Annotated in this window: 19 protein-coding genes; 15 read left to right on the top strand and 4 right to left on the bottom strand. The window is 60.0% G+C overall.

Going from position 1 to position 25,008, the window contains the following annotated elements; all coding sequences use genetic code 11:
- Window positions 1–178 precede the first annotated feature (178 nt).
- Complete coding sequence (locus BF99_RS21430) at window positions 179–940, top strand: NUDIX hydrolase (protein WP_025772223.1); 762 nt, start codon at window positions 179–181, stop codon at window positions 938–940.
- On the opposite strand, the gene BF99_RS0118000 is transcribed toward BF99_RS21430, so the two are convergent.
- Window positions 886–1,863 carry an MBL fold metallo-hydrolase gene (locus BF99_RS0118000; RefSeq protein ID WP_025772222.1) on the bottom strand — a complete coding sequence of 326 codons (978 nt, stop codon included), beginning with the start codon at window positions 1,861–1,863 and terminating at the stop codon, window positions 886–888. The genes BF99_RS21430 and BF99_RS0118000 overlap by 55 nt on opposite strands.
- A 290-nt stretch (window positions 1,864–2,153) precedes the next feature.
- Between BF99_RS0118000 and BF99_RS0117990 the strand changes: the two genes are divergently transcribed.
- From BF99_RS0117990 to BF99_RS0117955, 5 genes are all read left to right on the top strand, one after another.
- Window positions 2,154–2,726 (top strand): TIGR00730 family Rossman fold protein, encoded by a 573-nt coding sequence (locus BF99_RS0117990; RefSeq protein WP_025772220.1) that lies wholly within the window; start codon window positions 2,154–2,156, stop codon window positions 2,724–2,726.
- A 110-nt stretch (window positions 2,727–2,836) separates the two neighbouring features.
- The gene (locus tag BF99_RS0117985) at window positions 2,837–3,166 is read left to right on the top strand and encodes a BolA family protein (protein ID WP_025772219.1); all 330 of its coding nucleotides are present in this window, start codon (window positions 2,837–2,839) and stop codon (window positions 3,164–3,166) included.
- Window positions 3,167–3,276: 110 nt separating this feature from the next.
- On the top strand, window positions 3,277–6,195 hold the full coding sequence (locus BF99_RS0117975) for an insulinase family protein (protein WP_156013460.1): 2,919 nt from the start codon (window positions 3,277–3,279) through the stop codon (window positions 6,193–6,195).
- A gap of 208 nt (window positions 6,196–6,403) precedes the next feature.
- Window positions 6,404–7,321 (top strand): methylated-DNA--[protein]-cysteine S-methyltransferase, encoded by a 918-nt coding sequence (locus BF99_RS0117965; RefSeq protein ID WP_081759347.1) that lies wholly within the window; start codon window positions 6,404–6,406, stop codon window positions 7,319–7,321.
- A 388-nt stretch (window positions 7,322–7,709) separates the two neighbouring features.
- On the top strand, window positions 7,710–8,648 hold the full coding sequence (locus tag BF99_RS0117955; protein WP_025772216.1) for an ornithine carbamoyltransferase: 939 nt from the start codon (window positions 7,710–7,712) through the stop codon (window positions 8,646–8,648).
- A 228-nt stretch (window positions 8,649–8,876) separates the two neighbouring features.
- Here the strand turns inward: BF99_RS0117955 and BF99_RS0117945 are convergent, their stop codons facing one another.
- From BF99_RS0117945 to BF99_RS0117925, 3 genes are all read right to left on the bottom strand, one after another.
- Window positions 8,877–11,141 (bottom strand): malate synthase G, encoded by a 2,265-nt coding sequence (locus BF99_RS0117945; RefSeq protein ID WP_025772215.1) that lies wholly within the window; start codon window positions 11,139–11,141, stop codon window positions 8,877–8,879.
- A gap of 257 nt (window positions 11,142–11,398) precedes the next feature.
- Entirely contained in the window at window positions 11,399–12,538 is a 1,140-nt protein-coding gene (locus BF99_RS0117935; RefSeq protein ID WP_025772214.1) for an NAD(P)/FAD-dependent oxidoreductase, read from the bottom strand.
- Between the two features lie 330 nt (window positions 12,539–12,868).
- The gene (locus tag BF99_RS0117925; protein ID WP_025772212.1) at window positions 12,869–13,978 is read right to left on the bottom strand and encodes an acyl-CoA dehydrogenase family protein; all 1,110 of its coding nucleotides are present in this window, start codon (window positions 13,976–13,978) and stop codon (window positions 12,869–12,871) included.
- A gap of 474 nt (window positions 13,979–14,452) precedes the next feature.
- Between BF99_RS0117925 and BF99_RS0117915 the strand changes: the two genes are divergently transcribed.
- The 9 genes from BF99_RS0117915 to BF99_RS21420 all read left to right on the top strand — a co-directional run.
- Window positions 14,453–15,448 carry a phosphotransferase family protein gene (locus BF99_RS0117915; protein ID WP_025772210.1) on the top strand — a complete coding sequence of 332 codons (996 nt, stop codon included), beginning with the start codon at window positions 14,453–14,455 and terminating at the stop codon, window positions 15,446–15,448.
- A gap of 13 nt (window positions 15,449–15,461) precedes the next feature.
- Window positions 15,462–16,775: a phosphopyruvate hydratase gene (gene eno, locus BF99_RS0117910; RefSeq protein ID WP_025772209.1), complete on the top strand. Its 1,314-nt coding sequence runs from the start codon at window positions 15,462–15,464 to the stop codon at window positions 16,773–16,775.
- 247 nt (window positions 16,776–17,022) lie between these two features.
- Window positions 17,023–18,711, top strand: coding sequence for an ankyrin repeat domain-containing protein (locus BF99_RS22680; RefSeq protein WP_081759346.1), 1,689 nt, complete (start codon window positions 17,023–17,025; stop codon window positions 18,709–18,711).
- A 356-nt stretch (window positions 18,712–19,067) separates the two neighbouring features.
- Window positions 19,068–20,651: an ankyrin repeat domain-containing protein gene (locus BF99_RS0117885; RefSeq protein WP_231471446.1), complete on the top strand. Its 1,584-nt coding sequence runs from the start codon at window positions 19,068–19,070 to the stop codon at window positions 20,649–20,651.
- 133 nt (window positions 20,652–20,784) lie between these two features.
- On the top strand, window positions 20,785–21,930 hold the full coding sequence (gene dgoD, locus BF99_RS0117880; RefSeq protein WP_025772205.1) for a galactonate dehydratase: 1,146 nt from the start codon (window positions 20,785–20,787) through the stop codon (window positions 21,928–21,930).
- A 3-nt stretch (window positions 21,931–21,933) separates the two neighbouring features.
- Window positions 21,934–22,818 (top strand): dihydrodipicolinate synthase family protein, encoded by an 885-nt coding sequence (locus BF99_RS0117875; RefSeq protein WP_025772204.1) that lies wholly within the window; start codon window positions 21,934–21,936, stop codon window positions 22,816–22,818.
- 117 nt (window positions 22,819–22,935) lie between these two features.
- Window positions 22,936–23,952, top strand: coding sequence for a TRAP transporter substrate-binding protein (locus BF99_RS0117870; protein ID WP_025772203.1), 1,017 nt, complete (start codon window positions 22,936–22,938; stop codon window positions 23,950–23,952).
- A 105-nt stretch (window positions 23,953–24,057) separates the two neighbouring features.
- Window positions 24,058–24,618 (top strand): TRAP transporter small permease subunit, encoded by a 561-nt coding sequence (locus BF99_RS0117865; RefSeq protein ID WP_025772202.1) that lies wholly within the window; start codon window positions 24,058–24,060, stop codon window positions 24,616–24,618.
- 3 nt (window positions 24,619–24,621) lie between these two features.
- On the top strand, window positions 24,622–25,008 hold a 387-nt coding region (locus BF99_RS21420), incomplete at its 3' end, for a TRAP transporter large permease subunit (protein ID WP_038098968.1).

Below are 25,008 nucleotides of genomic sequence, written 5' to 3'. Positions count from 1 at the left end.
GCGAGAAAGGGCTCGGGATCGGCCGAGTTCGTATTCGATCCGATGGTTCGGCGAAATGCGGCGGCCTTGGAAATGGCCGGCACCGGCCAAGATCCGCCGCTTGCGATCCATCGATCGAGATCGAAGCGCAAATGACGATTCGGCGTTGAAAATCCCGCATCGAAGACGACCGCCGCCGATGTCCGGATCGACCGTTGCCGAAAGCCCCGCCGCCTCTCGCCCCCGAGATGCCGCCAGCCTGATCGTGGTGCGCACCGGGGCGGACGGCGAAAGCGAGTGCCTGATGGGGCGTCGGCGTCGGTCGGCGCGCTTCCTTCCCGGATATTTCGTCTTCCCCGGCGGATCGGTGGAAAAGGCGGATTTCCGCGCGCGCTCGGCTTCGATCCTCGATCCTTCATCGATATGGGCGATGGGGGTCGGTGATCGCCGCTCGCGCGCCGAAGCCCTGGCGATGGCCGCGGTGCGCGAGACATGGGAAGAGACCGGCGTGTTGATCGCCGAGCCCGGCGATGTCGGTTCCGCCCCCGGTCCCGCCTTCGACGAGATGCGGCGACTGAACCTCGCCCCCGCTTTGGGGCGGCTTGTCTACCTCGGCCGAGCCATCACTCCGACATTCAGCGCGATCCGCTTCCACGCTCGCTTTTTCCTTGTGAGAATCGATGCCGAGAGCGACCCTGCAGGCGCTCTTTCCGCCGATCCCGGGGATTTATGCAAAGACGGAGAGCTCGAATGCCTCTCGTGGGTTCGGCTGTCCCGTGTAAGCGATCTCGAAACCATTCGGGTGACCCGCTTCATGACGACCTTCGCCGCCCGCATCATCGACGAAGGGCTCGCATCGCACCCCTATCCGGTTCTCTACGGCCGCGCTTCGAAGCGCTTGGTGCGCTACTTGCGAGAGGGAGACGCTTCGGTGATCGAGTCCTTCGCTGCGAGGGTGTAGCGGGAGTCGAGCGATACGGGATCGGGAGCGCTCACCATGCCTTGTTCGATCAGATGGATAATCGAGGCCAGTACCGACCGCTCGGCGGCCCGATGCATGGCGACGGGCAATTCGCGATAGATATCCCGGACCATCTCGGGGATCGTGTCGATGCCTCGGTGCAGGCAATCCACGATCTCCCTTTCGCGCCGCTGCCGGTGATGGATGAGGGTCTCGATACGGGCCTTGGGATCGCGTATCGGATCTCCGTGAGTCGGCCAGTATATTCGGTCGTCCTCTTCGAGCAGGCGCTCGAGGCTTGCGATATACGCTCCCATATCGCCGTCCGGCGGGGAGACGATGGTGGTCGACCAGCCCATCACATGATCCCCGCAAAAAAGGGTGCCGCCATCCTCGGCACCTTCCTCGGCACCTTCGCATAGACGATAGCAGACGTGATTGGATGTATGGCCGGGGGTATGGAGGCATTGGATGACGAAGTCGCCGCCGGTGATGATATCCCCGTCCCGCACCTCGATATCCGGCGTGAAATCGAAATCCGCTCCTTCTTCTTGGCTGCCTGCGATCTTCGCTCTTACCCGATCCTTGCGATGCTCTCTCCCCGATCCGTGGGGTCCGAAGCCGTAGGTGGGTGCATCGCAGAAGTCTTTCAACCCGGCGCAGCCCGGGGAGTGGTCGAGGTGGGTATGGGTGATGAGGATGTGGGTGATGGTCTCGTTTCGAAGTCCTCGCACCAAGGCTTCGATATGGGCGGGGATCGCAGGCCCGGGGTCGATAACCGCGACATTCCCCTTCCCGATGACAAAGGTTCCGGTACCGTACAATGTGAAAGGCCCGGGATTGGGGGCGAGCAGCCGCCGTATTCCGGGGCCGACCTTGCGCAAGATCCCGTACTCGCAATCCGTCTTTTTCTTCGAGGGCATCTGACCTTTTTACCTGTGGCCTGGTTCTCGGTCGTCGAAGCCAGCGTCGATCGAGATCGGCGGGGCGATGTCGATCGAGATCGAGGCCTTATCGATCGGTATCGTTATCGCCCGGTATTGTACGGGGCGGGATTGAATCGAAAAGAGTCCTTCGTGTCTTTTTGCGACAATATCGCATCGCCGACCCCCGGGTTGCAGCGCTCTTCGCTTCGAAGCCACTTGGCCTTTGTCCAAGATTTATTCGCCGTCGGCTCGCAGCGAGATCGATTATCGCTACCAAAGGGCGAATCATGACCACGAACGCCAAGCGTCTTTGCGTATTTTGCGGGAATCAGGCAGGTCTTTCCCCGACTTGGATCGAGGCCGCAACGACCTTGGGGCGAGCCATCGCCCACCACCGCATCGAGCTCGTCTACGGGGGTGGCGGACAAGGCATGATGGGAGCGGTGGCCGATGCCGCCCTCGAAGCGAAGGGACGGGTGATCGGCGTCATCCCCAGCGATCTTTTTGCGCACGAGAGCCTGCACCGGGGTATCGACGAGGTATGCGAGGTCGAAACCATGCGAGAGCGCAAAAGCCTGATGATGGATCTCTCGGATGGATTCATCGTCCTGCCCGGCGGAGTGGGGACCATGGACGAGCTCTTCGAGATATGGGCTCTGGCTCGGATCGGCATCCATTCCAAGCCGACCGTGTTGCTCAATATCGAGGGTTATTACGATTCGCTGGTCGATTTTCTGGATACGATGACCGCCTCCGCCTATATCGGCGCGGACGATCGCGCCTATTTGCAGGTGGAAAAGCAGCCCGAGGCGGCGCTCGCTCGGCTGTCGGCGGTGATCGAAGGCCGAGCGAGGGATTGAAAAGCGAAGGCATTGCGCCGATGTATCGACAGTCGATGTATCGATCGGATGTATCGATATGGATGAGCGGCGGCCCGATGAGCACGGACCCGATGAAAGGAGTGAAGACGATGATCGTTCAAGAGCGTTTGCGCCGGAAAATCGAGACCGCGCTTCATCCGATGCATTTGGAGGTGATCAACGAGAGCGACGGGCATAATGTCCCGCCGGGCTCCGAGACCCATTTCAAGGTGGTGGTGGTTTGCCGGGCCTTCACCGGGAAGCCGCGCATCGCCCAGCATCGGATGGTCTTCCAAGCGGTGAAAGAGGAGATGGAATCCGGGGTCCATGCCTTGGCTTTGCACACCTACAGCGAGGATGCATGGGCCAAAGCCCTCGTTCCGGATTCACCTCGATGCCTCGGGGGCAAGGCTCGGGAAAGCGAGCCCCTCCCGTCCTAGTCGAGATCCACCGATAAAAGGGCTTCGATAGCGCTCGTGGATGTCGATGAATCGACCGATCGATCGACGATCGAGCCGATCGAGCCGATGATCCAGTGATCCAATCAGCGATGAACCGCATTCTTCTTTTTCTGTTCGGCGTCTTGGCGGGGCCGATGACGGCCTTCGTGTCGATGAGCGTTTTGGCGAACGCCGAGAGTTCGGTTGGAACGATCGACGGGGATACCATGGAAATCAAGCGAAGTCCCGAGGACTTGCGCGAATATCGGGCTTTGTCGCTCGCCAACGGTTTGAGGGCGGTGGTGGTGCACGATCCGGGAAGCGAAAAGGCCGCGGCCGCGCTTTCGGTGGGGGTCGGCAGCACCGACGATCCTCCCTCGCGTCAGGGGCTGGCGCATTTTCTCGAGCACATGCTCTTCCTCGGCACGGAAAAATACCCGGATGCCGGGGAATACGGGCGTTTCATCTCCGAGCACGGCGGCTCGCATAACGCCTCCACATCGCCGGATCGCACCGACTACCACTTCAGCGTCGAGGCCTCGAGCTTGGAAGGAGCGATGGATCGCTTCGCTCAAATGTTCATCGCCCCTCGCCTCGATCCCGAGTATGTCGATAGCGAACGCCAAGTGGTGCATTCCGAATTCATCGCCGGTCTGCGCAATGATGCTCGACGCTATCTCTCCGCTTGGAAGCAGACCTTGCACCCCAGTCACCCATGGAAAGCCTTTGCCACCGGCAATGCCACGACCTTGGCGGATCGTCCCGATTCGACTATCGAAGACGAACTCAAGGCTTTCTTCGATCGCCATTATTCGGCGCATCGCATGACCCTTGCGGTGGTCGGTAGCCGTTCCTTGGATGAGTTGGAGGCGATGGTGAGGGAAAAGTTTTCATCCCTGCCGCGCCGTCCCGGCGAATCCCTTCGCATCACCGCTCCCCTTCATCGAGAGGGACTGCTGCCCGCCCGCCTCGATATGCAACCGATCCGCGAATCTCGCACGCTCTCCCTTTCCTTCGTCATCGACTCATTGCAGCCCGCTTATGCGACCAAGCCCCTCGCCCTGTCCTCCCATCTGCTTTCTCGCCGAGGCCGAGGGAGTCTGATCGAGTTCTTGAAGGCCAAGGGTTGGGCACTGTCTTTGAGCGCCAGGACCGGCATCGACCACGCCGATTTCGCCACCTTCGATATCACGGTGCAGCTGAGCGAGGCGGGGCTTTCGAATGCGGACGATATCGTCGAGGCGATTTTTGCGAAGATCGACCTGATCCGCAAAGAGGGGATCGAGGAGCGCCATTACGAGGAGATCGCCCTCCAACCGCGCCTGGCCTTCCTTCATATCGAAAAAACCGAGGCGAGTCATCTGGCGAGGGTCTTGGCATCGTCCTTGCGCCGCTACCCCACCGAGGAGTTGATATCCGCCCGCTATCGCTTCGACGGCCTCGACGCCGATCTGGAAAGAGCCTATCTCGATACGATGGTCCCCGAGCGAGCCTTGATCACGATCGTGGCCAACGATGTGGAGGTCGATTCCACTGCACCTTATTACGAGACTCCCTATCGATTGCATCCGATCGAGCCCGCTCTTGTCGAACGTTGGCGCAAAGCCAAGGCCGAGGACAACGCCGACTATTCTTTTTCCCTGCCCGAGAGGAATCCCTATCTGCCTGAGGATCTCGATCTGATCGAACCTGCGCCCTCGTCCTCGCCTTTTCCCGAAAAGATCATATCTCGTCCCGGTTTTTCGCTTTGGTATCGGGCCGATGCGGAATTCAAAAAGCCCAAGGCCTATTTCCTCCTCTCCTATCGTTCTCCTTTGAGCGCGGCCACCCCTCGCAATGCCCTGTTGACGGAGTTGTTGACCTATATGGCCGAGGAGAGTCTCGATGATATTTCCCGGCAGATCGCATTGGCCGGACAGTACCGCTCCATCGGTGCCCACTCCCGCGGTATCGAGGCGCGAATATACGGCTGGAGCGATAAACAGCTTCCCTTGATCGAGCGGGTCATCCTCGCCTTGCGCGATCCGGAACTCGATGCTGCGACCTTCGAAAGGGAGAAAAAAGACCTCGCTCGGCGCTTGCGCAATGTCCCCGAGAACCCTCCTTTCAGGCGGGCTTCGGGGAGGCTTCCCGTTTTGCTCTCGGAGCCGGGTTGGTCGCACGAGGTCTTGCTTTCTGCTTTGGAAACCATCGATCTCGATGATCTTCGGGCCTTCGTCGACGATTTCTTCGCCCATGGCGAGCTCATGGCCTTCGCCTTCGGCAATATCGATGGCGAGCGCACCTTGGCATTTGCGAAGATGCTCGAAGAGAAGTTGCTGGCATCGACGAAACCCCTTTTCGTCCCCCCGTTGCGGGTGGTGGATATTCAGCCGGGGCAGCGTTTCGTGCATCGCTTGGAGAGCGAGCATGAGGATCATGCGCTGGCGCTTTATCGTCAGGCGGCGAGCGCGGATATCGAGGAATGGGCCAAGGTGTCGATGATCGCCCAGCTCGCCAAGGAGCGTTTTTACTTCGAACTGCGTACCGAGCGCGAGATCGGCTATGTGGTCTCGTTATACCAAAGACCGGTGATCGATATCCCGGGGCTCGTTTTCGTGGTCCAATCGCCCGTTGCCGCCCCCGATCGACTCTTCGATGAGATACAAGATTTCATCGCACGCTTCGATGAGCGATTGGAAGCGATGCCCGACGATCTCTTGGAGCGTCATCGCAATACGCTCGTCGATGCGTTGCGCGAACCCGATAAGCGCATGTCCCACCGCGCCGATCGCTTCTGGCGCTCTTTGAATCGCCCGGGCGAGCCGCTTTTCGATCGTCGAGAGAGAATCGCGCAGGCGGTATCGGCGGTGACCAAAGCGGATATCGTCTCCGCTTGGCGAAGGATCGTTGGCGATTCGAAGAGTGCCCGCTCCCTTGCGGTGGTCGTCTCGAAGATGGCCATCGATGAGAATTCTCCCCTCGCATCAAGGACCGAGATCGACGATACCCTCGTCCTCGATCCCTCGAGGCGCTATTTCGAACGCTGAAAAAGCGAAAGGATCGAAAAGATCGGTCGATCGTCATCCGATCATCCGAGTTGATCCCGATCGAAGCAAGATGAATCGAATCGCGCAAGAAACGGGTGGTCGTTCGAACCCTCGATGCCGGACAATCCCTCCTTGGATAACGTGTTCTCGGGATCGATATCCCGAGATCGTGCCCTCAAGGATGGTTTTTCAGCAGGAGGAATGAACGATGATGATGTCGTCGCCGACCTTGGCGATCGCTCCCTCTTTTCGCTTCGAATCTCAAGGGTTCACCAAAGCCACCGGATCCATCCTGCGCAAAGAGGACGAAGCGCGCTTGACGAGCGTATTGGAGTGGCTGGCGAGGAATTTCGAGCGCCAGCCATCGCTGGCTCTTGCTGCGGATCGGGTGCATCTGAGCCAGTATCACTTTCAGCGTCTTTTTCGGCGGGCGGTGGGGCTCAGCCCGAAAAAATACATTCAGTTCCTGACCTTGGCTCGGGCTCGCACCTTGCTCGATCGCTCCTGCAGCGTACTCGATGCCGCGATGGAGTCCGGTCTTTCCGGTCCGAGTCGGTTGCACGATCTCTTCATCCGCATGGAGGCGATGACCCCGGGGGAATATAAATCTCGAGGCCAAGGGCTCGTCGTTCGTTATGGCATGCATCCCTCGCCCTTCGGGGTGTGCATCGTGCTGCGCACCGATCGAGGGATCTGCGGCTTGGGCTTTGCCGATCGGGGAAGCGAAAAAGAGGTCTTGGCCGATCTTTCCTGCGGATTGGAGTCGGCCTGTTTTCGAAAGGATGCGTCGGTGGCGGCCGAAGTCGTTCGCACGATCTTCGGGGAGGCCGGCGGCGATATCGCTTTATGCCTTCGTGCCACTCCTTTTCGCATCAAGGTTTGGGAGGCGTTATTGGCGATCCCTCCCGGCTGCATCGTCACCTACGGCGATCTGGCGCGAAAGATCCGATCCCCTCGCTCGTCGAGGGCCGTCGGCAATGCGGTCGCCGCCAATCCGATCGCATGGCTGATTCCCTGCCATCGGGTCATCCTCTCATCGGGGGTGTTGGGCCACTATCGCTGGGGACGAGGCCGCAAATTGGCGATGCTCAGCCTCGAAACCGGTTTGGAGGATATCGAATCTTGATGGGCTCGATCGGCGCCCTCGAGGATCGGCTCATCCTCGATCTCTCCTTCGAGGATCGACAAGCCGGATAAAGAAGATCGGCGAGGATCGCCTTTCAAAGCGATCGATCGATGAATATCGCCGAAGCCTTCGCATCGAACATCGATGGATGATCTCGCCCATCCCATCGATCCCCATCGTTTCGACGCCTTGCATCGGCGCTCGGATGATTTCGATCGCCAAGACTCTTTATGTATACTTTTTACCTTTTATCGCCCGAAGGAGAAAAGGGCATCGGCTCGTTCGGGGTCAATTTCGAATGCCTGCCTCGGCCTTCGGAAAAAGCAAGAACGAGCGATCGAACGAGCGGCGGCGCATCGTCGGTGCAGTGGATAAAGGAATCGCAAAGATGAGCGAGAGAACGAAACCCGAGCGGATCAAGCATCTGCTGGATTGGAAGTTTTGGAGTCGACAAGACATTCGCGCCTTGCTCGATCTGGCCCTTCGGATCAAGCAAGATCGACGCGAGTTCGAAGATCGTTTGCACGCCCGCACCTTGGTGATGCTGTTTCAAAAGACATCCACCCGGACTCGGGTTTCCTTCGAAGCGGGCATGACCGCTCTTGGCGGCCATGCCATCCATCTCGATTGGCGAGCATCGAATTTCACCTTGGGCGATATTCGATCCGAAGCCCGCTATCTTTCGCGCAACTGCGCCTTCATCATGGCGAGGGTGCGAGATCATGCCGATGTGCGATCGATGACCGAGGTGGCGACGGTGCCGGTGATCAACGGTTGTTGCAATCTCTATCACCCCTGTCAGGCCTTGGCCGATGTACTGACCATCGCCGAGGATCGAGGCGGGGATCCGAGCGGCGCTCGCCTCGTCTATATCGGGGTCTATAACAATGTGGTCAATTCCCTGGTCTCGATTTGCGAGGCCTTCGATATCCATCTCACCTTGGTATGTCCCCTAAGGGACGATTCGGTGATCGATCAGCAAAGCCGCCGACGCCTGCTCGATAAAGGGCTGCTGAAAGAGAGCCTCGATGCGAAGGAGTCCTTGAACGGGGCACATTATGTCTATACCGACACATGGTTGGATATGGAGTTTTTCAACGATCCCGCTTATGCCGATGAAAAGGAAAGGCGCATTTCCCTGATGCTCCCCTACCAGATCAACTCGGATCTTCTGGCCGGAAGCCAAGCGAAGGTGATGCACGATATGCCGATGCATCTTGGCTATGAGATCACCGAAGAGGTGGCGAACGGCGAGCGTTCGATCATTTACGAGCAGTCGGAAAATCGCCTTCATGCCCAGAACGCGATCTTGATCGACCTTTCCTAGACCCTGCGGCGCTTCGATATCTCGAAAGGGCGATCATCGGCAGCGCTACTTCGAAGGAGACTCGCTTTTTTTGCGAGATCATTCGATCCGTCGCTCGCCATCGAAAAGCGAGCCATGAAAACGAGTCATAAAAGCAAGTCATAAAAAAAGGAGGCGCGATGGCACCTCCTTGTTCTTACGGCTCTTTTTTCGGCTCATCAATCCTATCGAATCGGCGGCCCGCCTTTATCAGTGATTGCGGCTCGCCTTGACCTCCAAGCGACGGCGATGCAATACCCATTCGGTATAGCCGTTGGGTTGTTTGCGGCCGTCGAAGACGAGTTCGAGGGCGGCTTGGAATTCGATGCTGGATGCGGGGTCTTCCGCCATCGGACGATATGCCGGATCCCCTTCATTTTGCCGATCCACGATCACCGCCATCCGCTCGAAAGCGGATCTCACCTGCGCCTCGTCGACGATACCGTGATGCAGCCAGTTAGCGATATGCTGGCTCGAGATACGCAGCGTGGCGCGATCCTCCATCAGGCCGATATTGTTGATATCGGGCACCTTGGAGCAGCCGATCCCCTGTCCGACCCAGCGGGAGACATAGCCGAGGATCCCTTGAACGTTATTGTCGAGTTCTTGTCGGATTTCCGCATCCGATAGGGTTTCGCCCTCGTCGAGCAAGGGGATGGCGAGGATATCGTCCAGCGTCGCTCGGGGCCATGCGGCGGCGATCTCCTTTTGCCGGGCGATCACGCTCACGAGGTGATAGTGCGTGGCGTGCAAGGTGGCGGCGGTGGGCGAGGGCACCCAAGCGGTATTCGCCCCGGCTTGCGGATGGGCGATTTTCTCTTCCATCATCGCCGCCATGGCATCCGGAGCGGCCCACATCCCCTTGCCGATCTGGGCTTTGCCGAAAAGCCCCTCTCGAAGACCGATATCGACATTCCAATCCTCGTAGGCGCCGATCCATCGGGCCGCCTTCATGCGAGTTTTGGGGATGACCGCCCCGGCTTCCATCGAGGTATGGATCTCGTCCCCGGTGCGATCGAGGAATCCGGTGTTGATGAAGCAAACGCGACTCGTTCCATCTCGGCGGGCGGCGGCGATGCACGCCCCCAAGTTGACGGTCGTGCGTCTCTCCTCGTCCATGATGCCGATCTTGATGCAGCCTTGAGGTAAGTCCAAGGCCTTTTCGACCCTTTCGAAAAGGTCGACGGTGAAGGCGACTTCCTCCGGTCCGTGGAGCTTCGGTTTGACGATATAGATATTCCCCTCGCGGCTATTGGCGAATGCCGGATCGCTACGATAGAGATCGTTGCGGGCGGCGAAGGCGGTCACCATCGCATCGAGAAAGCCCTCGGGAATCGCCTGCCCCTTACTATCGAGCACGGCGTCGGTATACATGTGCAGGCCGACATTGCGCACCAGCATCAGGCTTCGTCCGGGTAAGGTGATCGCCTCCTTGGCCGGACCGAGCCAAGTTCGATCCGGATTCAGCCGCCGCTCGACGGTCCGTCCCTCCTTTTCGAAGGTCGCATCGAGCGTTCCTTTCATCAAGTTCAGCCAGTTGCGGTAGATGCCGGTCTTGTCATGCGCATCCACCGCGCACACCGCATCTTCGCAATCCTGGATGGCGGTGATCGCCGATTCGAGCACGATATCCTTGATCCCCGCCGAGCTCAGCCTCCCCGCCGGATGCTCTGCCTCGATATGCAGCTCGATATGCAATCCATGATTGCGAAAGAGCAGGGCTTCGGGGGCATCGGGTCCATCCCCTTCGCGGTAGCCGACCCATTGACCGCCCTCGCCCAAGGTGGTTCGGCTTCCGTCATCGAGCCTTATTTCCAGCGATGCCGGGCCTTGATCCGCAGATGACGAGACGGTGTAGGCGCATACTTGTGCGTGCGATCCCGACTCGAGCGGCAAGGCGCGATCCAAGAAACGGCAAGTCCAAGCGATCACCTCTTTGCCTCTTGCCGGATCGAATCCACCGCTGCCGCTCTGCCCCGAGCGGGGAATGACATCGCTCCCGTAAAGCGCATCGTAGAGGCTGCCCCAACGAGCGTTGGCGGCGTTGAGCGCATAGCGGGCATTGTCGACGGGGACGACCAGCTGCGGACCGGGAAAGCGCGCGATTTCGCTCCAAGACGCTCCGCCGGCGTCGCCCTTCGCATCAATGCCACCTAAGGGCGCAGGTTGCGCCGGTGGATCGAAGGGGACGATATAGCCGATGGATTCCAAGAAGGTGCGGTACTCGGCGGGATCGAATCGGCCTTGCTTGCGGCGAAGGGCCAAATGCCAATCGTCGATTTGCGATTGCAGCCGGTCGCGTTTTTCGAGCAGCGCCCGATTGGTCGGGCCGAGTTCCTCGACGATTCGGGCCAAGGATTGCCAAAAACCCTCGGCATCGATAGTCGATGCCGGTGTCGATGCGAATTCATCCCGTATCAAATCGTGCAGACAGGCGGCGATACGAAGGCCGCCGATTTCCACTCGTTCTTGCATGACCACCTCTTCATTGCGTGCGTTGAAGGTCGCCGGATCCATCGATCCATCGATCGATCAATCAAGGGACCGAGCGGGATCTCGAAACCCGAAAAGCGATCCGAAAAGACCTTGTCGATAAGAAGGCGATGATCATGGCTTCGATGGCCCGATGGGATCGCCCGAGGAATATTGTCGGCTTTGGTGAGATCATAATCGCCGATGCCAAAAGACGGCGGAGATTGTCTTCGATAGCGGGCCTTGAATGGCCGCATCGTTCACTCGATCCTGGCGGGATCGAGATCTGCGGCCGATAGACCGATGCCCTCGAGATCCGAAGGAAAAGTCTCGCCGGTCGCCAAAGCGGCCACGAGGCGAGAAGCGGCCGGCGAGGTCTGGATGCCGTACCCCCCCAAGGCGGCCATCCAGAGGAAACCCTCCCGCTCGGGATCGGGGCCGATCACCAAAGAGCCGTCGAAGACGAAACTGCGCAGTCCGGCCCAGCGGGCTTCGATGCGATCGATCCGCAAAAGGGTGGCGGCTTGGATGCGCTCGACGGCGATGGCGATATCGATATCCTCGGGCTGCGCATCGCAAGCAGGAGAGGGGGTCTCGTCCGCAGGAGAGCAAAGCAAGCGCCCCGCATCGGGTTTGAAATAGAAGGCCTCGTCGATGTCGATGCCCATCGGCCACTTATCGGGGGTGAAGGAGACATCCGGATCGAGGCTTTCGGCGGCTACGGTGAATGCCGTGCGCCGCTTTGGGACGAGGCCTATCGTTTTCGCCCCGGCCATGCCGGCGACCTCGTCGCACCAAGCCCCGGCGGCGTTGATCACCGTTTTCGCAACGAAATCCCCTCGGCGAGTACGGGCATGCCATCGCCCCGCCTTGCTTTCCAAGGACTCGAGCTCCGCATCGAGCGCGATCTCGGCTCCTTGGCCCTTGGCACCGGCGAGAAAGCCCAAGTGCAAGGCGTGCACATCGATATCCATCGCCTGCGGCTCCAAAATCCCCGCCTCGGCGTAGCGGGGACGAATGGCGGGGATCATGTCGAGGATCGATGGTTCGTCGACGAGGGATACCCCGGGGATCGATGCTGCGCTTTCATCGAAGAATGCCCGCAGGCGGTCCATCTGATCGGGGCGGGCGAGGTGAAGTACGGGGCGGGGTGAGAGAAGGGGGGCGTCGGCGAAACCCGTCGGCGGCGAAAGCAGGAAATCCCGGCTGCCCCGAGCCAGGCAGCGGGTGCTGAAATTGCCGTAGGATTCGAGGAATTGGGCGGCGGAGCGGCCGGTGGTGTGGTAGCCCGCACTCGATTCGCGCTCGATCACGATCACCTTGCCGGATGCCGCCAGTCGAAAGGCCGCCGACGCTCCGGCGATTCCGGCTCCGATCACGAGAAAATCGCATTCTTTCATGGTTCGATCCCATGGCGGTGAGAAGATTCCTCGAAGGTGCGTCTTGCCCTAAGAGACGGTCTTTTTGGAGCCCTTTTCGAGTATCGAGGTTTTTTCATCCTTGACCGCGATCCCCATCGATGCTCTTGCTTGGCGGCGAGCCGATCCCGGGCATGACGGTCATGAACGAAGTCGCCGGTACGAGGCCCACCCCGTATCGGCGGCGAGATAGGGTACCGCTCGGCTCAGAGCGAAGCGATGTCAATGGAAATATTCTTTTCGGATCCATCGCTCGCATCATCCGAAGGTACCGCCCAAGCAGGATCGAAAGGAAATTCGACTCGCTCGTTTTCAAACGGCGGTGATCGCCTCCCAAACCCGCTCGCCCCCGCCCGTTCGGGCGATATGGCGGCCCAGTTCGATGGCCCATGCGCTTTCGGGGTGAAATTCGTCGCGCCACGCCCATAACCGTCTCGTGCGTTGCTGCAAGGAGTATTCGCGGGTGAAGCCCATGGCCCCGTGGACTTGGTGGGCGATGGCCGCTCCCGCCCCGGCGGCCTGCCCGGTACGGATCTTCGCGGCGGCGATCGCAAGAAAGGCTCGCTCGTCCCCGAAGCCGTGACGGGCAAGGGCGTCGATGGCGGCGTCGGTGGAAACGCTCGCCGCTGCGACCTCGCCGGCGAGCATCGCAAGATTGTGTTGCACCGCTTGGAATTTGGCGATCGGACGCCCGAACTGCCGTCGTTCGGCGGCGTATTCCAAGGATTGCTGCAAGCACGATTCCAGTGCCCCCGCCATTTGCGCCGAGCGCAGCAGCGCCCCCATCCACAGCATACGTTCGGCTCGATTCTCGCCTTGGGAATCGGGATCCGGCAGGGTATGGGCGATGGGGCGCACCCGGTCCAAGGTCAGCGTATCTTGCGGCTCCCCGGCCAAGGAATTTCCATGATCGATGGTGCAGGCCTTGCGCTCGATGATCGCAACCCCCGTTCCAAGCCCGTTGGCCGCATCATCGGCGGATGGATGAGCGTTCGCGCACTCGAAGAGCACCGCCAGATGCTCGCAGGAGCGAGCGAAGGGCACCCTTTTCGCGCAGCCTTCAAGGGCTCCGTCCTTGAACACGATCCGATCCGCAGGATCGATCGGTAGCAGGCTCGAAGGCCCCGGCGGCGGTGAAAGTCCGGCGTTGCCGACCAACCATCCGGCAAGCAGGGTTTCGCCGATGGGGATGGGTGCGGCATGGGCGGCGGCCCGGCGGGCGATGGCAAAACCGTCGGCGAGATCGGCGCCGACCCCGCCCAAGTCCTCGGGGATCCAAGCTCCGAGGAGCCCGGATTCCTCCAAGGCATCCCACAGGGCTTTCGGCCATTGCCCGTCCTCGGCGGCATTGACCGTCATCGGATCGCAGAGATCGGCGAGGATGCGTTCGGTGCTTTCGATGATCAAAGGGTCGCTTTTCATGGCATCGAGGCTCGATCCTTGTGCTTCGAAGTCATCAAGATGTCCGAAGGCGAGTATGACACGGAGGATCCTCTTTTACCCTCGAAGGTCTGTTCATCCCGATCCGCCGCTTTCAGAATCCTTCCGGTTCCTTCCAAGATCCTTTCCCTCCAAGACCTTTGGAGATGGATCATGAATCTCCGCCGCTTCGAAGATGAGAGACGGTGCCAGGCAATGATCGACCCACCATGGGGATATGATTGCGGCGGCGCCCTCCTTCGTTTTCACAATGCGAATCGAGCCGCGCAGCCGATGCCGATCGATCGGGGCGGGTAGCCGATGGTGCGAAAACCACCTAAGAGATGCGGATGGTCGCACGATGCTTCGGTACTGATCACGGTTTTCCGGTACCTGCTTTCAAGACTCGAATGCTCATCCGAAAGGGTTCGATCCCTTTGAATCCAAAAGGAATATCGCCGATAAGGAATAGCGAGGATGTCGGATCTGGAGGGTCGATGCCGCCGCTTGCTCGGAGAATTGGGGCTGGCATCGCCGCATGAACGCCTGTCGGTGGAGCCGCTGAGCGGCGGGGTGGCCAGCGATATCGCCCTCGTGCGCATCGCCGATCGCAAGGTCTGCGTCAAGTTCGCCCTTGCGAAACTGAAAACGGCGGCGGATTGGTTCGCCCCGATCCACAGAAACGCCGCCGAATACGCTTGGCTGCATAGGGCGGCGCAGATCGCCCCGGAAAATGCGATCGAGGTATACGGACGCAGCGAGTCATCCCATGGATTTGCGATGGAGTTCTTGCAAGGCGACGACATCTACCTTTGGAAAGCGGCGTTGTTGAGCGAAGCCCCCGATCGAGGGGAGGCGGCAAGGGTCGGGGCGCTATTGGGGCGTATCCACGCCGCCAGCGTCGAGCCCGATTTCGATCGTACCCCTTTCGATAATCGATCCGATTTCCACGCCCTGCGTTTGGAACCCTACCTGATCCACACCGCCCGAAGCCACGGCGATCTTCGGATTCATTTCGACCGCTTGGTCGACGATCTTCATATTGCGGATCGAGTCCTCGTGCACGGCGATGCCAGCCCCAAGAACATCCTTTTGCGCGGACAAGCCCCGATCCTGCTCGATGCCGAATGCGCCACGATGGGGGATGCGAGTTTCGATCCCGCCTTTTGCCTCAACCATATCGTGCTCAAAGCCATCCATCTGCCCGACGCCCGCACCCGCTACCTGCAAAATGCCCAAGGGCTTTGGCAGGCCTATGCCCGGTGGATCGTTTGGGAATCGAAAGACGAAGTCGAGGCTCGTATCTGCCGCCTCTTGCCGGCCCTGATGCTGGCGCGCATCGACGGCAAATCCCCGGTCGAGTACTTGGATGGACTCGAGCGCAAAAGAGTGCGCGATATCGCTTGTTCGCTGATCAAGGCCCCGATGCCGTCGGTGGCGCAAACCCTTGCCGAGATCGCAGCGTCTTGCTGAAGGAGCCTGCATTATGAGCGCAATTCTCTCGGTGAGAGGTCGTCGGGTTTGGGATTCGCGCGGAAATCCCACCATCGAGGTCGAGGTGGCGCTCGAAAACGGCAGCAAAGGCCGCGCCATCGCTCCTAGCGGGGCCTCGCGCGGCACCCGCGAGGCTTTGGATTTACGCGATGGCACCAAGGCTCTGCAAGGCCGGGGAGTTTCCAAGGCGCTGGAGAACGTAAATGGCCCGATCGCCCGGGCCTTGGTCGGGCGCGATGCACACGATCAAGCGGGTGCGGATGCCGCGATCATCGCCCTTGACCCCTCGGCGATCAAAAAGACCATCGGCGGGAATGCGACGGTCGCCGCCTCGCTCGCCGTGCTCCACGCCGCCGCCGCCGATGCCGGCCGCCCCCTTTGGCTGCACATCGCCGACCATTACGGCTTTACCCCCTCGATCCCCTTGCCGGAGATCCAGATCTTCGGCGGGGGCGCCCATGCCGGGCGTCGCGTGGATATCCAGGATTTCATGATCATGGTCCCCGGCGCCGATTCCTTCGACGAGGTGATGGAGATCACCAACGAGGTCTATTTCGCCGCCGGCGACATCATGGCCAAGCGCGGGCGATCGGCGGGGGTCGCCGACGAGGGCGGTTGGTGGCCGGATTTCGACAGCAACGAACAGGCCTTGGAGATATTGGTCGAGGCCATCGAACAGGCGGGCGAGAAGCCCGGCGAAAGGGTGGTGATCTCGCTCGATATCGCGGCTTCCGAATTCGGGGGAAAGGGCAAGTACCGCCTAGCCCTCGACGATCGCCGGATGGATAGCCAGGGATTGGTGGATATGCTCGGTCGGTGGCTCGATCGCTATCCGATCGCCTCCATCGAGGATCCGCTCGGGGAGGACGATCCCGAGGGCATGATCGAGTTCACGCGGCGATACGGCGATCGGGTGCAGATCATCGGCGACGATTTTTTGGTAAGCGATGCCCGCCTCGTCGACGAAGCGGCGAATGCCGGGGCGGGCAATGCGGTCCTGATCAAGGTCAATCAGGCGGGAACCGTCAGCGAGGCCATCGACGCCTACCGCTGCGCGAGAAAGGCCGGATGGGGCGCCGTCGTCTCCGCCCGCTCCGGCGAGACCGAGGATGTCTCGATCAGCCATCTCTCGATAGGCTCGGGATGCGGCCAACTCAAGGTCGGCTCCTTCCAACGCTCGGAGCGGATGGCCAAATGGAACGAGTGCCTGCGCATCCAAGAGGTGCTCGGATCCGACTCCTTCGTCGCCGGCACCCCGCTTGCGGGCACTTGGTGGGGCAAGCGGGAAGATGGCGATCGCCGCTGAAACCATCACTCGCTTTTCGCCTCGAGGCGATGCACCGAAGATCCATCGCCCTTTTCGGATTCCCGGTGGCCGGCGCTCGGAGCGCGAACGACTTTCCATCGGTGAGTGTGCATCGAAAGGCTTTGTATCTTCGACGTATATGCTTTCCACCAAACATCGATGATTTCCCCTCGATATGTTGGAAACTAGGAGCGTTTGATCCAAGGGTGTTGCAGCGTATTCTCGCCAAGATGAAAAGGGAGAGGCGATGGCAGTAAAGGAAAAACGCAAAAGTGGACAGTTGCACTTCGCTGCATATCACGGGTGCATCACCAAGGTCGATTCATTGCTCAAGGCCGGTGCCGACCCGAATGTGCGACAAGAGCAAGGAGCAACGCCCTTGTACATCGCGGCGCAGAGCGGTCACACCGCAGTGGTTGAAGTGTTGCTCAAGGCTGGTGCCGATCCGAATGCGCGAGAAGAGCTAGGAAGAGCACCCTTGCACATCGCGGCGCAGATCGGTCACACCACAGTAGTTGAAGTATTGATTGGAGCTGGTGCCGACCAGAATGCGAGAGCAAAGAAGGGGTTGACGCCTCTGTTCAACGCGGCGCGGAGCGGTCATATTGCAGTGGTTGAAGCATTGATTGGGGCCGGTGTCGATCTGAACGCGAAAGCAGAGGAGGGAGATACGCCTTTGTTCTTCGCGTCGCAGCGCGGTCACATCGCTGTGGTCAAAGCACTGATCGAAGCTGGTGCCGACCTGAACGCGAAAACAAAGAACAGGACTACGCCTTTGCACATCGCGGCGCATTGCGGTCATATTGCAGTGGTCGAAGTATTGATTAGGGCTGGTGCTGACCCCAATGCTCGGCAAGAGCAAAGGCGGACGCCCTTGCATATCGCGTCGCAGCGCGGTCACACCGCAGTGGTTGAAGCATTGATTGGGGCCGGTGTCGATTTGAACGCGAAAGCAGATGAGGGAGATACGCCTTTGCACATTGCGGTGCAGAAGGGTCACACCGCAGTGGTCGAAGCATTGATTAGGGCTGGTGCTGACCAGAATGCGCGACAAGAGCAAGGAGGAGCGCCCTTGCACATCGCGGCGCATCGCGGTCACATCGCAGTGGTTGAAGCATTGATTAGGGCTGGTGCCGATCTGAACGTGAAAGCAAAAAAGGGGTTGACGCCCTTGCGTGTCGCGGCGGAGAGAGGCCACATCGCAGTGGTTGAAGTATTGATTAGGACTGGTGCCGACTTGAACATGAAGGCAAAGAACGGGGTGACGCCCTTGCATATCGCGGCGCATGATGGTCATACCGCAGTGGTCGAAGCATTGATTAGGGCTGGTGCCGACTTGAACGTGAAGTTAAAGAAGGGGTGGACGCCTTTGCATATCGCGGCGGATTGCGGCCCCATCGCAGTGGTCGAAGCATTGATTGGGGCCGGTGCCGACTTGAACGTGAAGTCAAAGAAGGGGTGGACGCCCTTGTGCGTCGCGGTTGGATATAGCGCTGCGGTCGAGACATTGCTCGAAGCCGGTGCCGATCCGAATGCGAAGGTTGCCGACGAGCGAACGCCTTTGTTCCTCGCCGTGGAGGCGGGAGATCTGAAAAGCGTTCGTTGGCTGATCAAGGCCAAAGCGGATGTCAACGAAAAAGGCGGTGCGAAAGACGATGCGCCCTTGCATCATGCAATCGCCGGTGACAAAGCCGAGATCGTTCGCGCTCTGATCACCGCCGGCGCCGATATCGATTTCCCGAATCGAAGCGGGCAAAGCGCATTGCATATCGCCGTCGAGGCCGATTCGTCGAAGATCGTCGAGGTGTTGATCAAAGCAGGGGCCAAGGTCAACGCCGAGGATGGGCAAGGACATACTCCCTTGTTTCTTGCCCAAGGGGGCGATCGGAAGAAGATCGCCAACGCGCTGATGAAGGCCGGTGGGGTGAAGAGGTGATCGTCGGATGAGGAGCGGGTCGAGCGGGGGGTGGTTTTTTTCGAAGCCTCTCCCGATGGCCGCGAAACGATGATCGAGGGCGGGGCTTTCGCTCGCCGATCCCCGGTTCATCGCCGAGTTCGTCGCCGACGGCGATAAAGCGGGTAATGATCCGATCGATCCCGGTCTCGTAGCCTCGATCCGCATCCTTGGATCCGATGGAAGAGCACTTCGAAGGCGAGAGGGACGAGGACGAGGCTCTCGCCTTTTTGGATCTTCTTTGGATCGTCGGCGGGTACGATTCGACGGGTTCGAGGCGAAGAACGCCCGATCCGATCGCGGCACATCCGGCAGTGGAGGAAGAAAGAGGAATGAAGGTGGAAGAAGAAAATCGGTGGACCCCCTTGCACAGCGCCGCGCTGGAAGGGCGCCTCGCCGAGGTCGAGCGCATGATCGATGCCGGTGCCGACCCCGATGCCAAAGCCGACGACGGTTCCACCCCCATGCACCACGCCGCGTGGGAAGGGCGCGTCGGGGTGATCGAGGTGTTGGCGAAGGCGAATGCGGATCCCAACGTGAAGTCAGAAGAGGGCGGGACTGCCTTGCACTGTGCGGCGCAACGAGGGCACGCCGCCGCGATCGGAGCGCTGGTTGCAGCCGGTGCCGACCCGAATGCGACGATCGAAAACGGAGGGGCGCCCTTGCATATCGCGACGCAATACGGGCATACGTCTGCGATCGAGGCTTTGGTCGCAGGCGGTGCCGACACGAACGCAAGAGCCGACGATGGAAGGACGCCCTTGCATGTTGCGGCCCATAACGAATATGTCGCCGCCGCCCGAGTGCTGATCGAAGCCGGTGCCGACCCGAATGCGACGATCGAAAACGGGATCACGCCCTTGCACAGCGCAGCGCAGAGCGAAACGGCTTCCGTCGCCGAGATATTGGTCGCAGCCGGAGCCGACCCCGATGCCCGGCAAGAGCAAAAGGGAACGCCTTTGCATATCGCGGCGCAGAACGGACATCCATCCGCGATCGAGGTTTTGGTCGGGCTCGGCGCCGACCCGAATGCGAAGAGCCATAACGATGCCGTGCCTTTGCACCTTGCAGCGCGTAACCGACACTTGGCGGCCGTCAAGGCCTTGCTCGAGGCCGGTGCCGAGCCCGGAGCGAAGACCGTAAACGCCGAGACACCCTTGCACTTCGCTGCGGACGACGGGCACTTGGCCATGACCGAGGCGTTGATCGAAGCCGGTGCCGACTTGGATCCGAGGAACAAAAGCGGGGCCAAGGCCACTCCCTTGCATGTTGCGGTGCAAAGAGGGCATGTCGCGGTGATCGAGGCGCTGCTCGAAGCCGGGGCGGATTTGGATGCGAGGATCGATAACGAGTCCACATCCTTGCATATCGCCGCCCAGCACGGACAGGTCGCCGCGATCGAGATATTGGTCGCCGCCGGCGCCGATATCGAAGCGCAAAACAAGAACGGGAGAACGCCCTTGTTCATCGCCGTGTTGTTCAAGCAAATCGCGGCGGTCGAGGCGTTGATCAGGGTCGGGGCCGACCCCGGTGCCATATCGAAGGATCAGGTGAATCCTTTGCATGTCGCCACGGATAATCGCGATCTGAAATGCATCCGCTTGCTGATCAAGGCCGGGGCCGAGCTCGACGCCGACGCGATCTCGCCTTTGCATCATGCCGCCCTCGGTGATATGCCGGAGATCGCCCGGGTCCTGATCACCGCCGGCGCCGATATCCACAGGTTGAATCAAAGAGGTCAGACCGTCTTGCATGTCGCCGTCGATTCGAAATCGTTGAAAATCGTCGAGGCTCTGATCAAAGCGGGAGCCGACGTCAACGCCGAGGATGCAATGGGACATACCCCTTTATATCTGGCGCAAGGGGGGGATCGGAAAAAGATCGCCAATGCCCTGATGAAGGCGGGCGGGGTGAAGAGGTGATCTGCCGATCCAGGGTCGTTTACAGCCGGTATCCGCCGCTCGCAGTCCCTCGCTCGCCGGCGTCCGATGGATGGCGCCATGATGCCATCGGGCGCTCTTGCGGCGAATCCCCCTTGTGCCAAGGAGATCGAAGATGAAGATCGTCGGCCTTGAAACCTTCATCGTCCCGCCGCGCTGGCTCTTTTTGAAGATCGAAACCGACGAGGGCATCAGCGGCTGGGGGGAGCCGATCCTCGAAGGCCATGCCGAGGCCTGCGCCGCCGGAGTCATGGCTTCGAGCGATTTCCTGATAGGCCGCGATCCGTTGTTGATCGAGGATACATGGCAAGCGATCTACCGCACCGGTTGCTACCGTGGCGGGCCGATCATGATGAGCGTCCTTTCGGGGATCGATATGGCGTTGTGGGATATCAAGGGCAAGTATTTGGGGGTGCCGGTGCATTCCCTCTACGGCGGGCCGGTGCGCAGCAAGGTGCGCAGTTATTGCTGGGTCGCCGGGGATCGACCGGAGAATCAAATCGAGCGGACGAAGGAGCTGATGGCCGCAGGTTTCGATGCCTGCAAGATGAATGTTTGCGGTGAGATGCAGATCGTCGACAGCATGAAAAAGGTCGACGGGATCGTCCGCGCCTTGGGCGATCTACGCGATGCCGTCGGCTGGGAGATGGACTTGGCTTTCGACTTCCACGGCAGGGTCCATGCCCCGATGTCGAAAATCCTCCTCCGAGCCCTCGAGCCCATCCGCCCCCTTTTTATCGAGGATGCCGTCACCCCGGATCATATCGATGCCTTGGCGGATCTGGCTCGCTCGACCTCGATCCCGCTCGCAACCGGCGAGCGCTTGCATTCCCGCTATGATTTCAAGGCGGTTTTCGAATCGCGCGCCGCTTCGGTGATCAACCCCGATACCGCCCATGTCGGCGGAATTTCCGAAATGGTGCGTATCGGGGCCATGGCCGAGGCCTACGATATCGCTTTGGCTCCGCATTGCCCCATCGGTCCGATCGCCCTCGCCGCTTGCTTGCAGGTCGATGCCATTTGCTATAACGCCTTCATTCAAGAGCAAAGCCTCGGCATTCACTACAACGAGGGCGGGGATCTTTTGGATTATGTATCCGAGGGGACCTTCACCATCACCGGCGGCTATCTCGATATCCCCACGGCGCCGGGTTTGGGCGTGGAAGTCGACGAAGCGGTGGTTCGAGCGCGCACCGCCGATCCCCATCGATGGCGAGCCCCGCTTTGGCGGCACGAAGACGGTTCCGTTGCGGAGTGGTGAGGGATGTTTCAAGGTATCCACGCCGTTCTTTATGCGATGTTCGATCGCAACGAGCGGATCGACCCCGGTGCGATGCGCACCCAAGTGGACTATTGCATCGACGCCGAAGTCCACGGGATCACGGTGCCGGGGCTCGCCACCGAGGTTTTGAAACTGACCTTGACGGAGCGCAAGGATCTGATCCTCGATGTTGCGGATGCCATCGGTGGGCGGGTTCCCCTCTCGGTCGGCGTTGCCGGGAATTCGATCGCCGAGCAAGCCGAAACGATCGAGGTGGCCGAAGCGGCCGGTGCCAAATGGTTGATTTTGCAGCCCCCGATGGTGGGCAGCTATTCGGCCGAGGTCTATATCGATTTCTTCGCCGAGGTGGCGGCCAAGAGCGGTCTTCCGGTTGCGATTCAAAACGCACCCGCATATCTCGGGCGTTCGCTTTCGGCGCCGGATATAGGGCACTTGAAGCGTCGTTGCCCCAATTTCGCGGCGGTGAAAAGCGAGGATTGCCCGAAGAAGGTCGAGGAGATCCTTCGCATTGCGGGCAAGGATCTGGCCATTCTCGGCGGCCGCGGAGGGCTGGATCTGCTGGATCTCCTGCAGATCGGATGCGCAGGCTTCGTATTGGCTCCGGATATCGCTCCCGTGGCGGTGCGGATCCGCAAAGCATGGATTGAAGGGAATAGGGAAAAAGCGGCGGATCTCTATCGAAGGATATCGCCGAGCATCGATTTTTCGATGACCTCCTTGGAGCACCTGATCACCTACGGCAAGCGTATCTTCGCTGCATGCGCCGGGCTGGAAGTCCATGATCGCTCGCCCTGCCTTTCTCCGACGCAAGAGGGAACGGCGAAATCGGAAGCCTTCGTCGCCGATCTGATGGATATTCTTCGCTGAAGCTTGATCGCGCATCTTCGGCGGACTCGAAGAAGGGATCGAACGGGGCTTTGAGATTCGCACTGTCGCTTTCGGTCGTCGACCGGAGCATTTGGATAGATCCAATAGGAGAAAACAATGAAATCGTTTCGCAACCTCGTGGCGGGCGTGGCGCTCGCCGGTATGGCCTCGATGCCTGCGCTCGCTCAGGAATTCGTTTTGAAAATGCAATCGAGCGATCCGGCGGGCAATCCGACCTTCATCATCGAGCAGGAATGGGCGGCGAAGGTCACGGCCGCCTCCGGCGGGCGCTTGGCGATCGAAATGCTGCCGGTGGATTCGGTGGTGAAGTACAACGAGACCCACGATGCGGTGGGGGCCGGCATCCTCGGCGGTCATATCACGGCCACCGGCTATATCTCGGGCAAGGATCCGGCCTTTGCCCTGATCGGGAATACCGTCGGGGCTTGGAGTTCGCCCTACGAGATGCTGCGCTATGTGAATTACGGCGGCGGCAAGGAGTTGATGAACGAGTTGCTGCACCCTTATGGGCTGCACTTCATCGGTGCGACTTCGGGCGGTTTGGAGGCTTTCGTCTCCAAGGTGCCGATCGATTCCGTGGCCGATTTGAAGGGGGTCAAAATGCGCGCCCCCGAGGGTTTGGTGCAAAAGGTTTTCGCCGCCGCCGGGGCCGCTCCGGTGAATCTTCCGGGATCGGAAGTGTTCACCTCGCTCGACAAGGGAGTGATCGATGCCGCCGACTACACGGTGTTCTCCGCCAACCAAGCGGCGGGGATGAACGAGATCGCCCGGCATCCGATCTATCCGGGTTTTCATTCCCTGCCCCTGATCGAGGTATCGGTGAACAAGGCGATGTGGGATGGCATGCCCGCCGATCTGCAGCATCTGCTCGAGATATCGGTCAATCACCTTGCCCTCGACATGACCTCGCAGCTCTTCATGAAGGATTTGGAGGCGGTTGCCGAGGCCCGCGCTGCGGGTATCGAGATCCATGATTGGAGCGTCGAGGAGCGCGCCAAGTTCCGCGCCATCGCCAAGGAGCAATGGGTGGAATTGGCCGGTCAAAGCGCCAACGCTCGCAAGGTCTTCGATAGCCTGACGGCCTATCTGACATCCCAAGGGCTGTTGAAATAAGACAGGATCGAAGAGATCGCTCGCACCGCACCTATCGATCGCCGGCGGGAGGCGGTGCGGGCGATTGTCATCGATCGATAGCATCCAATCGATAGCATCCAAGCCATGTCACGCATCACTGAGCAAGCGAGGATGGCCAAGCGGCCGGAAGAGACCGAGGAGATCCCTTCGGATCCCATCGCGGCTGTGACCTTGAAACTCGGTCGCCTCTTTGCGAGCCTGTTTTTGGTGTCGATGGTGATCTTGATCTTCGAGGTCGTCATGCGTTATGTATTCGACCGTCCGACGATCTGGGTGCACGAGACGACCATATTCATCTGCGCGATATGCTTCGTTTTCGGCGGATTGCACTGCGTTTCCCGCAACGGGCATATTCGCGTGGTCTTGCTTTACGACCATGTCTCTGCGGATGTGCGTCGCCGACTCGATATCGCCATCTATACGATCTGCGGTTTTGCGACCGGGATGTTCAGCTATTCCATCTGGCCGACGGTGGTGAAGAGTTTTTGGGCGCCGACGGGGGAGTTTCGGATGATCACCAGCGGCAGCGCTTGGAATCCGCCCTATCCGACCTTGCTCCGCGCCTTCCTCTTCCTGGTGTTGATCGCGATGACGATGCAATTCGCTATCTTGGTCTTCAACCGCATTCGGCGCAAGTCAGGGTAGATCATGTTCGACCTTTCCGCGCTCGGCGTCGAGTACGGCACGCTCGTCATGTTCATCATGCTGCTGGTACTGCTGATCAGCGGCATGCCATTGGCATTCGTCACCCTTCTCGTCGCCTTGATATTCACCCTCGGTTGGTTCGGCCCGAACGCGGTTCCTTTGGTCACCAGTCGAATTTTTTCCTTCGTTTCATCCTTCGTATTCGTATCCGTCCCGATGTTCGTGCTGATGGCCGCGATCCTCGACCGCTCCGGCATCGCAAGGGATCTTTTCGATGCGATGCGGATCGTCGGCGGGCGCATCAAGGGCGGGGTCGCGGTGCAAACGATATTCGTCGCCGTCATCCTTGCCGCCATGTCGGGGATCATCGGCGGGGAGATCGTCCTGTTG

The organism is Thioalkalivibrio sp. HK1 (assembly GCA_000583135.1).
In the GTDB taxonomy this organism is placed as follows: domain Bacteria; phylum Pseudomonadota; class Gammaproteobacteria; order HK1; family HK1; genus HK1.
Note: the sequence above shows the minus strand (reverse complement) of the source record. Positions and strands in the feature narration are given on the sequence as shown.

What these genes read in the sequence shown, in the direction of transcription:
- BF99_RS22680 (WP_081759346.1), top strand. Translation starts at nt 17,023, where the DNA reads ATGGCAGTAAAGGAAAAACGCAAAAGTGGACAGTTGCACTTCGCTGCA.
- BF99_RS0117990 (WP_025772220.1), top strand. Translation starts at nt 2,154, where the DNA reads ATGACCACGAACGCCAAGCGTCTTTGCGTATTTTGCGGGAATCAGGCA.
- BF99_RS0117935 (WP_025772214.1), bottom strand. Translation starts at nt 12,538, where the DNA reads ATGAAAGAATGCGATTTTCTCGTGATCGGAGCCGGAATCGCCGGAGCG.
- BF99_RS0117875 (WP_025772204.1), top strand. Translation starts at nt 21,934, where the DNA reads ATGTTTCAAGGTATCCACGCCGTTCTTTATGCGATGTTCGATCGCAAC.
- BF99_RS0117925 (WP_025772212.1), bottom strand. Translation starts at nt 13,978, where the DNA reads ATGAAAAGCGACCCTTTGATCATCGAAAGCACCGAACGCATCCTCGCC.
- BF99_RS0117870 (WP_025772203.1), top strand. Translation starts at nt 22,936, where the DNA reads ATGAAATCGTTTCGCAACCTCGTGGCGGGCGTGGCGCTCGCCGGTATG.
- BF99_RS0117965 (WP_081759347.1), top strand. Translation starts at nt 6,404, where the DNA reads ATGATGATGTCGTCGCCGACCTTGGCGATCGCTCCCTCTTTTCGCTTC.
- BF99_RS21430 (WP_025772223.1), top strand. Translation starts at nt 179, where the DNA reads ATGTCCGGATCGACCGTTGCCGAAAGCCCCGCCGCCTCTCGCCCCCGA.
- BF99_RS0117975 (WP_156013460.1), top strand. Translation starts at nt 3,277, where the DNA reads ATGAACCGCATTCTTCTTTTTCTGTTCGGCGTCTTGGCGGGGCCGATG.
- BF99_RS0117955 (WP_025772216.1), top strand. Translation starts at nt 7,710, where the DNA reads ATGAGCGAGAGAACGAAACCCGAGCGGATCAAGCATCTGCTGGATTGG.
- dgoD (WP_025772205.1), top strand. Translation starts at nt 20,785, where the DNA reads ATGAAGATCGTCGGCCTTGAAACCTTCATCGTCCCGCCGCGCTGGCTC.
- BF99_RS0118000 (WP_025772222.1), bottom strand. Translation starts at nt 1,863, where the DNA reads ATGCCCTCGAAGAAAAAGACGGATTGCGAGTACGGGATCTTGCGCAAG.
- BF99_RS0117865 (WP_025772202.1), top strand. Translation starts at nt 24,058, where the DNA reads ATGTCACGCATCACTGAGCAAGCGAGGATGGCCAAGCGGCCGGAAGAG.
- BF99_RS0117945 (WP_025772215.1), bottom strand. Translation starts at nt 11,141, where the DNA reads ATGCAAGAACGAGTGGAAATCGGCGGCCTTCGTATCGCCGCCTGTCTG.
- BF99_RS0117915 (WP_025772210.1), top strand. Translation starts at nt 14,453, where the DNA reads ATGTCGGATCTGGAGGGTCGATGCCGCCGCTTGCTCGGAGAATTGGGG.
- eno (WP_025772209.1), top strand. Translation starts at nt 15,462, where the DNA reads ATGAGCGCAATTCTCTCGGTGAGAGGTCGTCGGGTTTGGGATTCGCGC.
- BF99_RS0117985 (WP_025772219.1), top strand. Translation starts at nt 2,837, where the DNA reads ATGATCGTTCAAGAGCGTTTGCGCCGGAAAATCGAGACCGCGCTTCAT.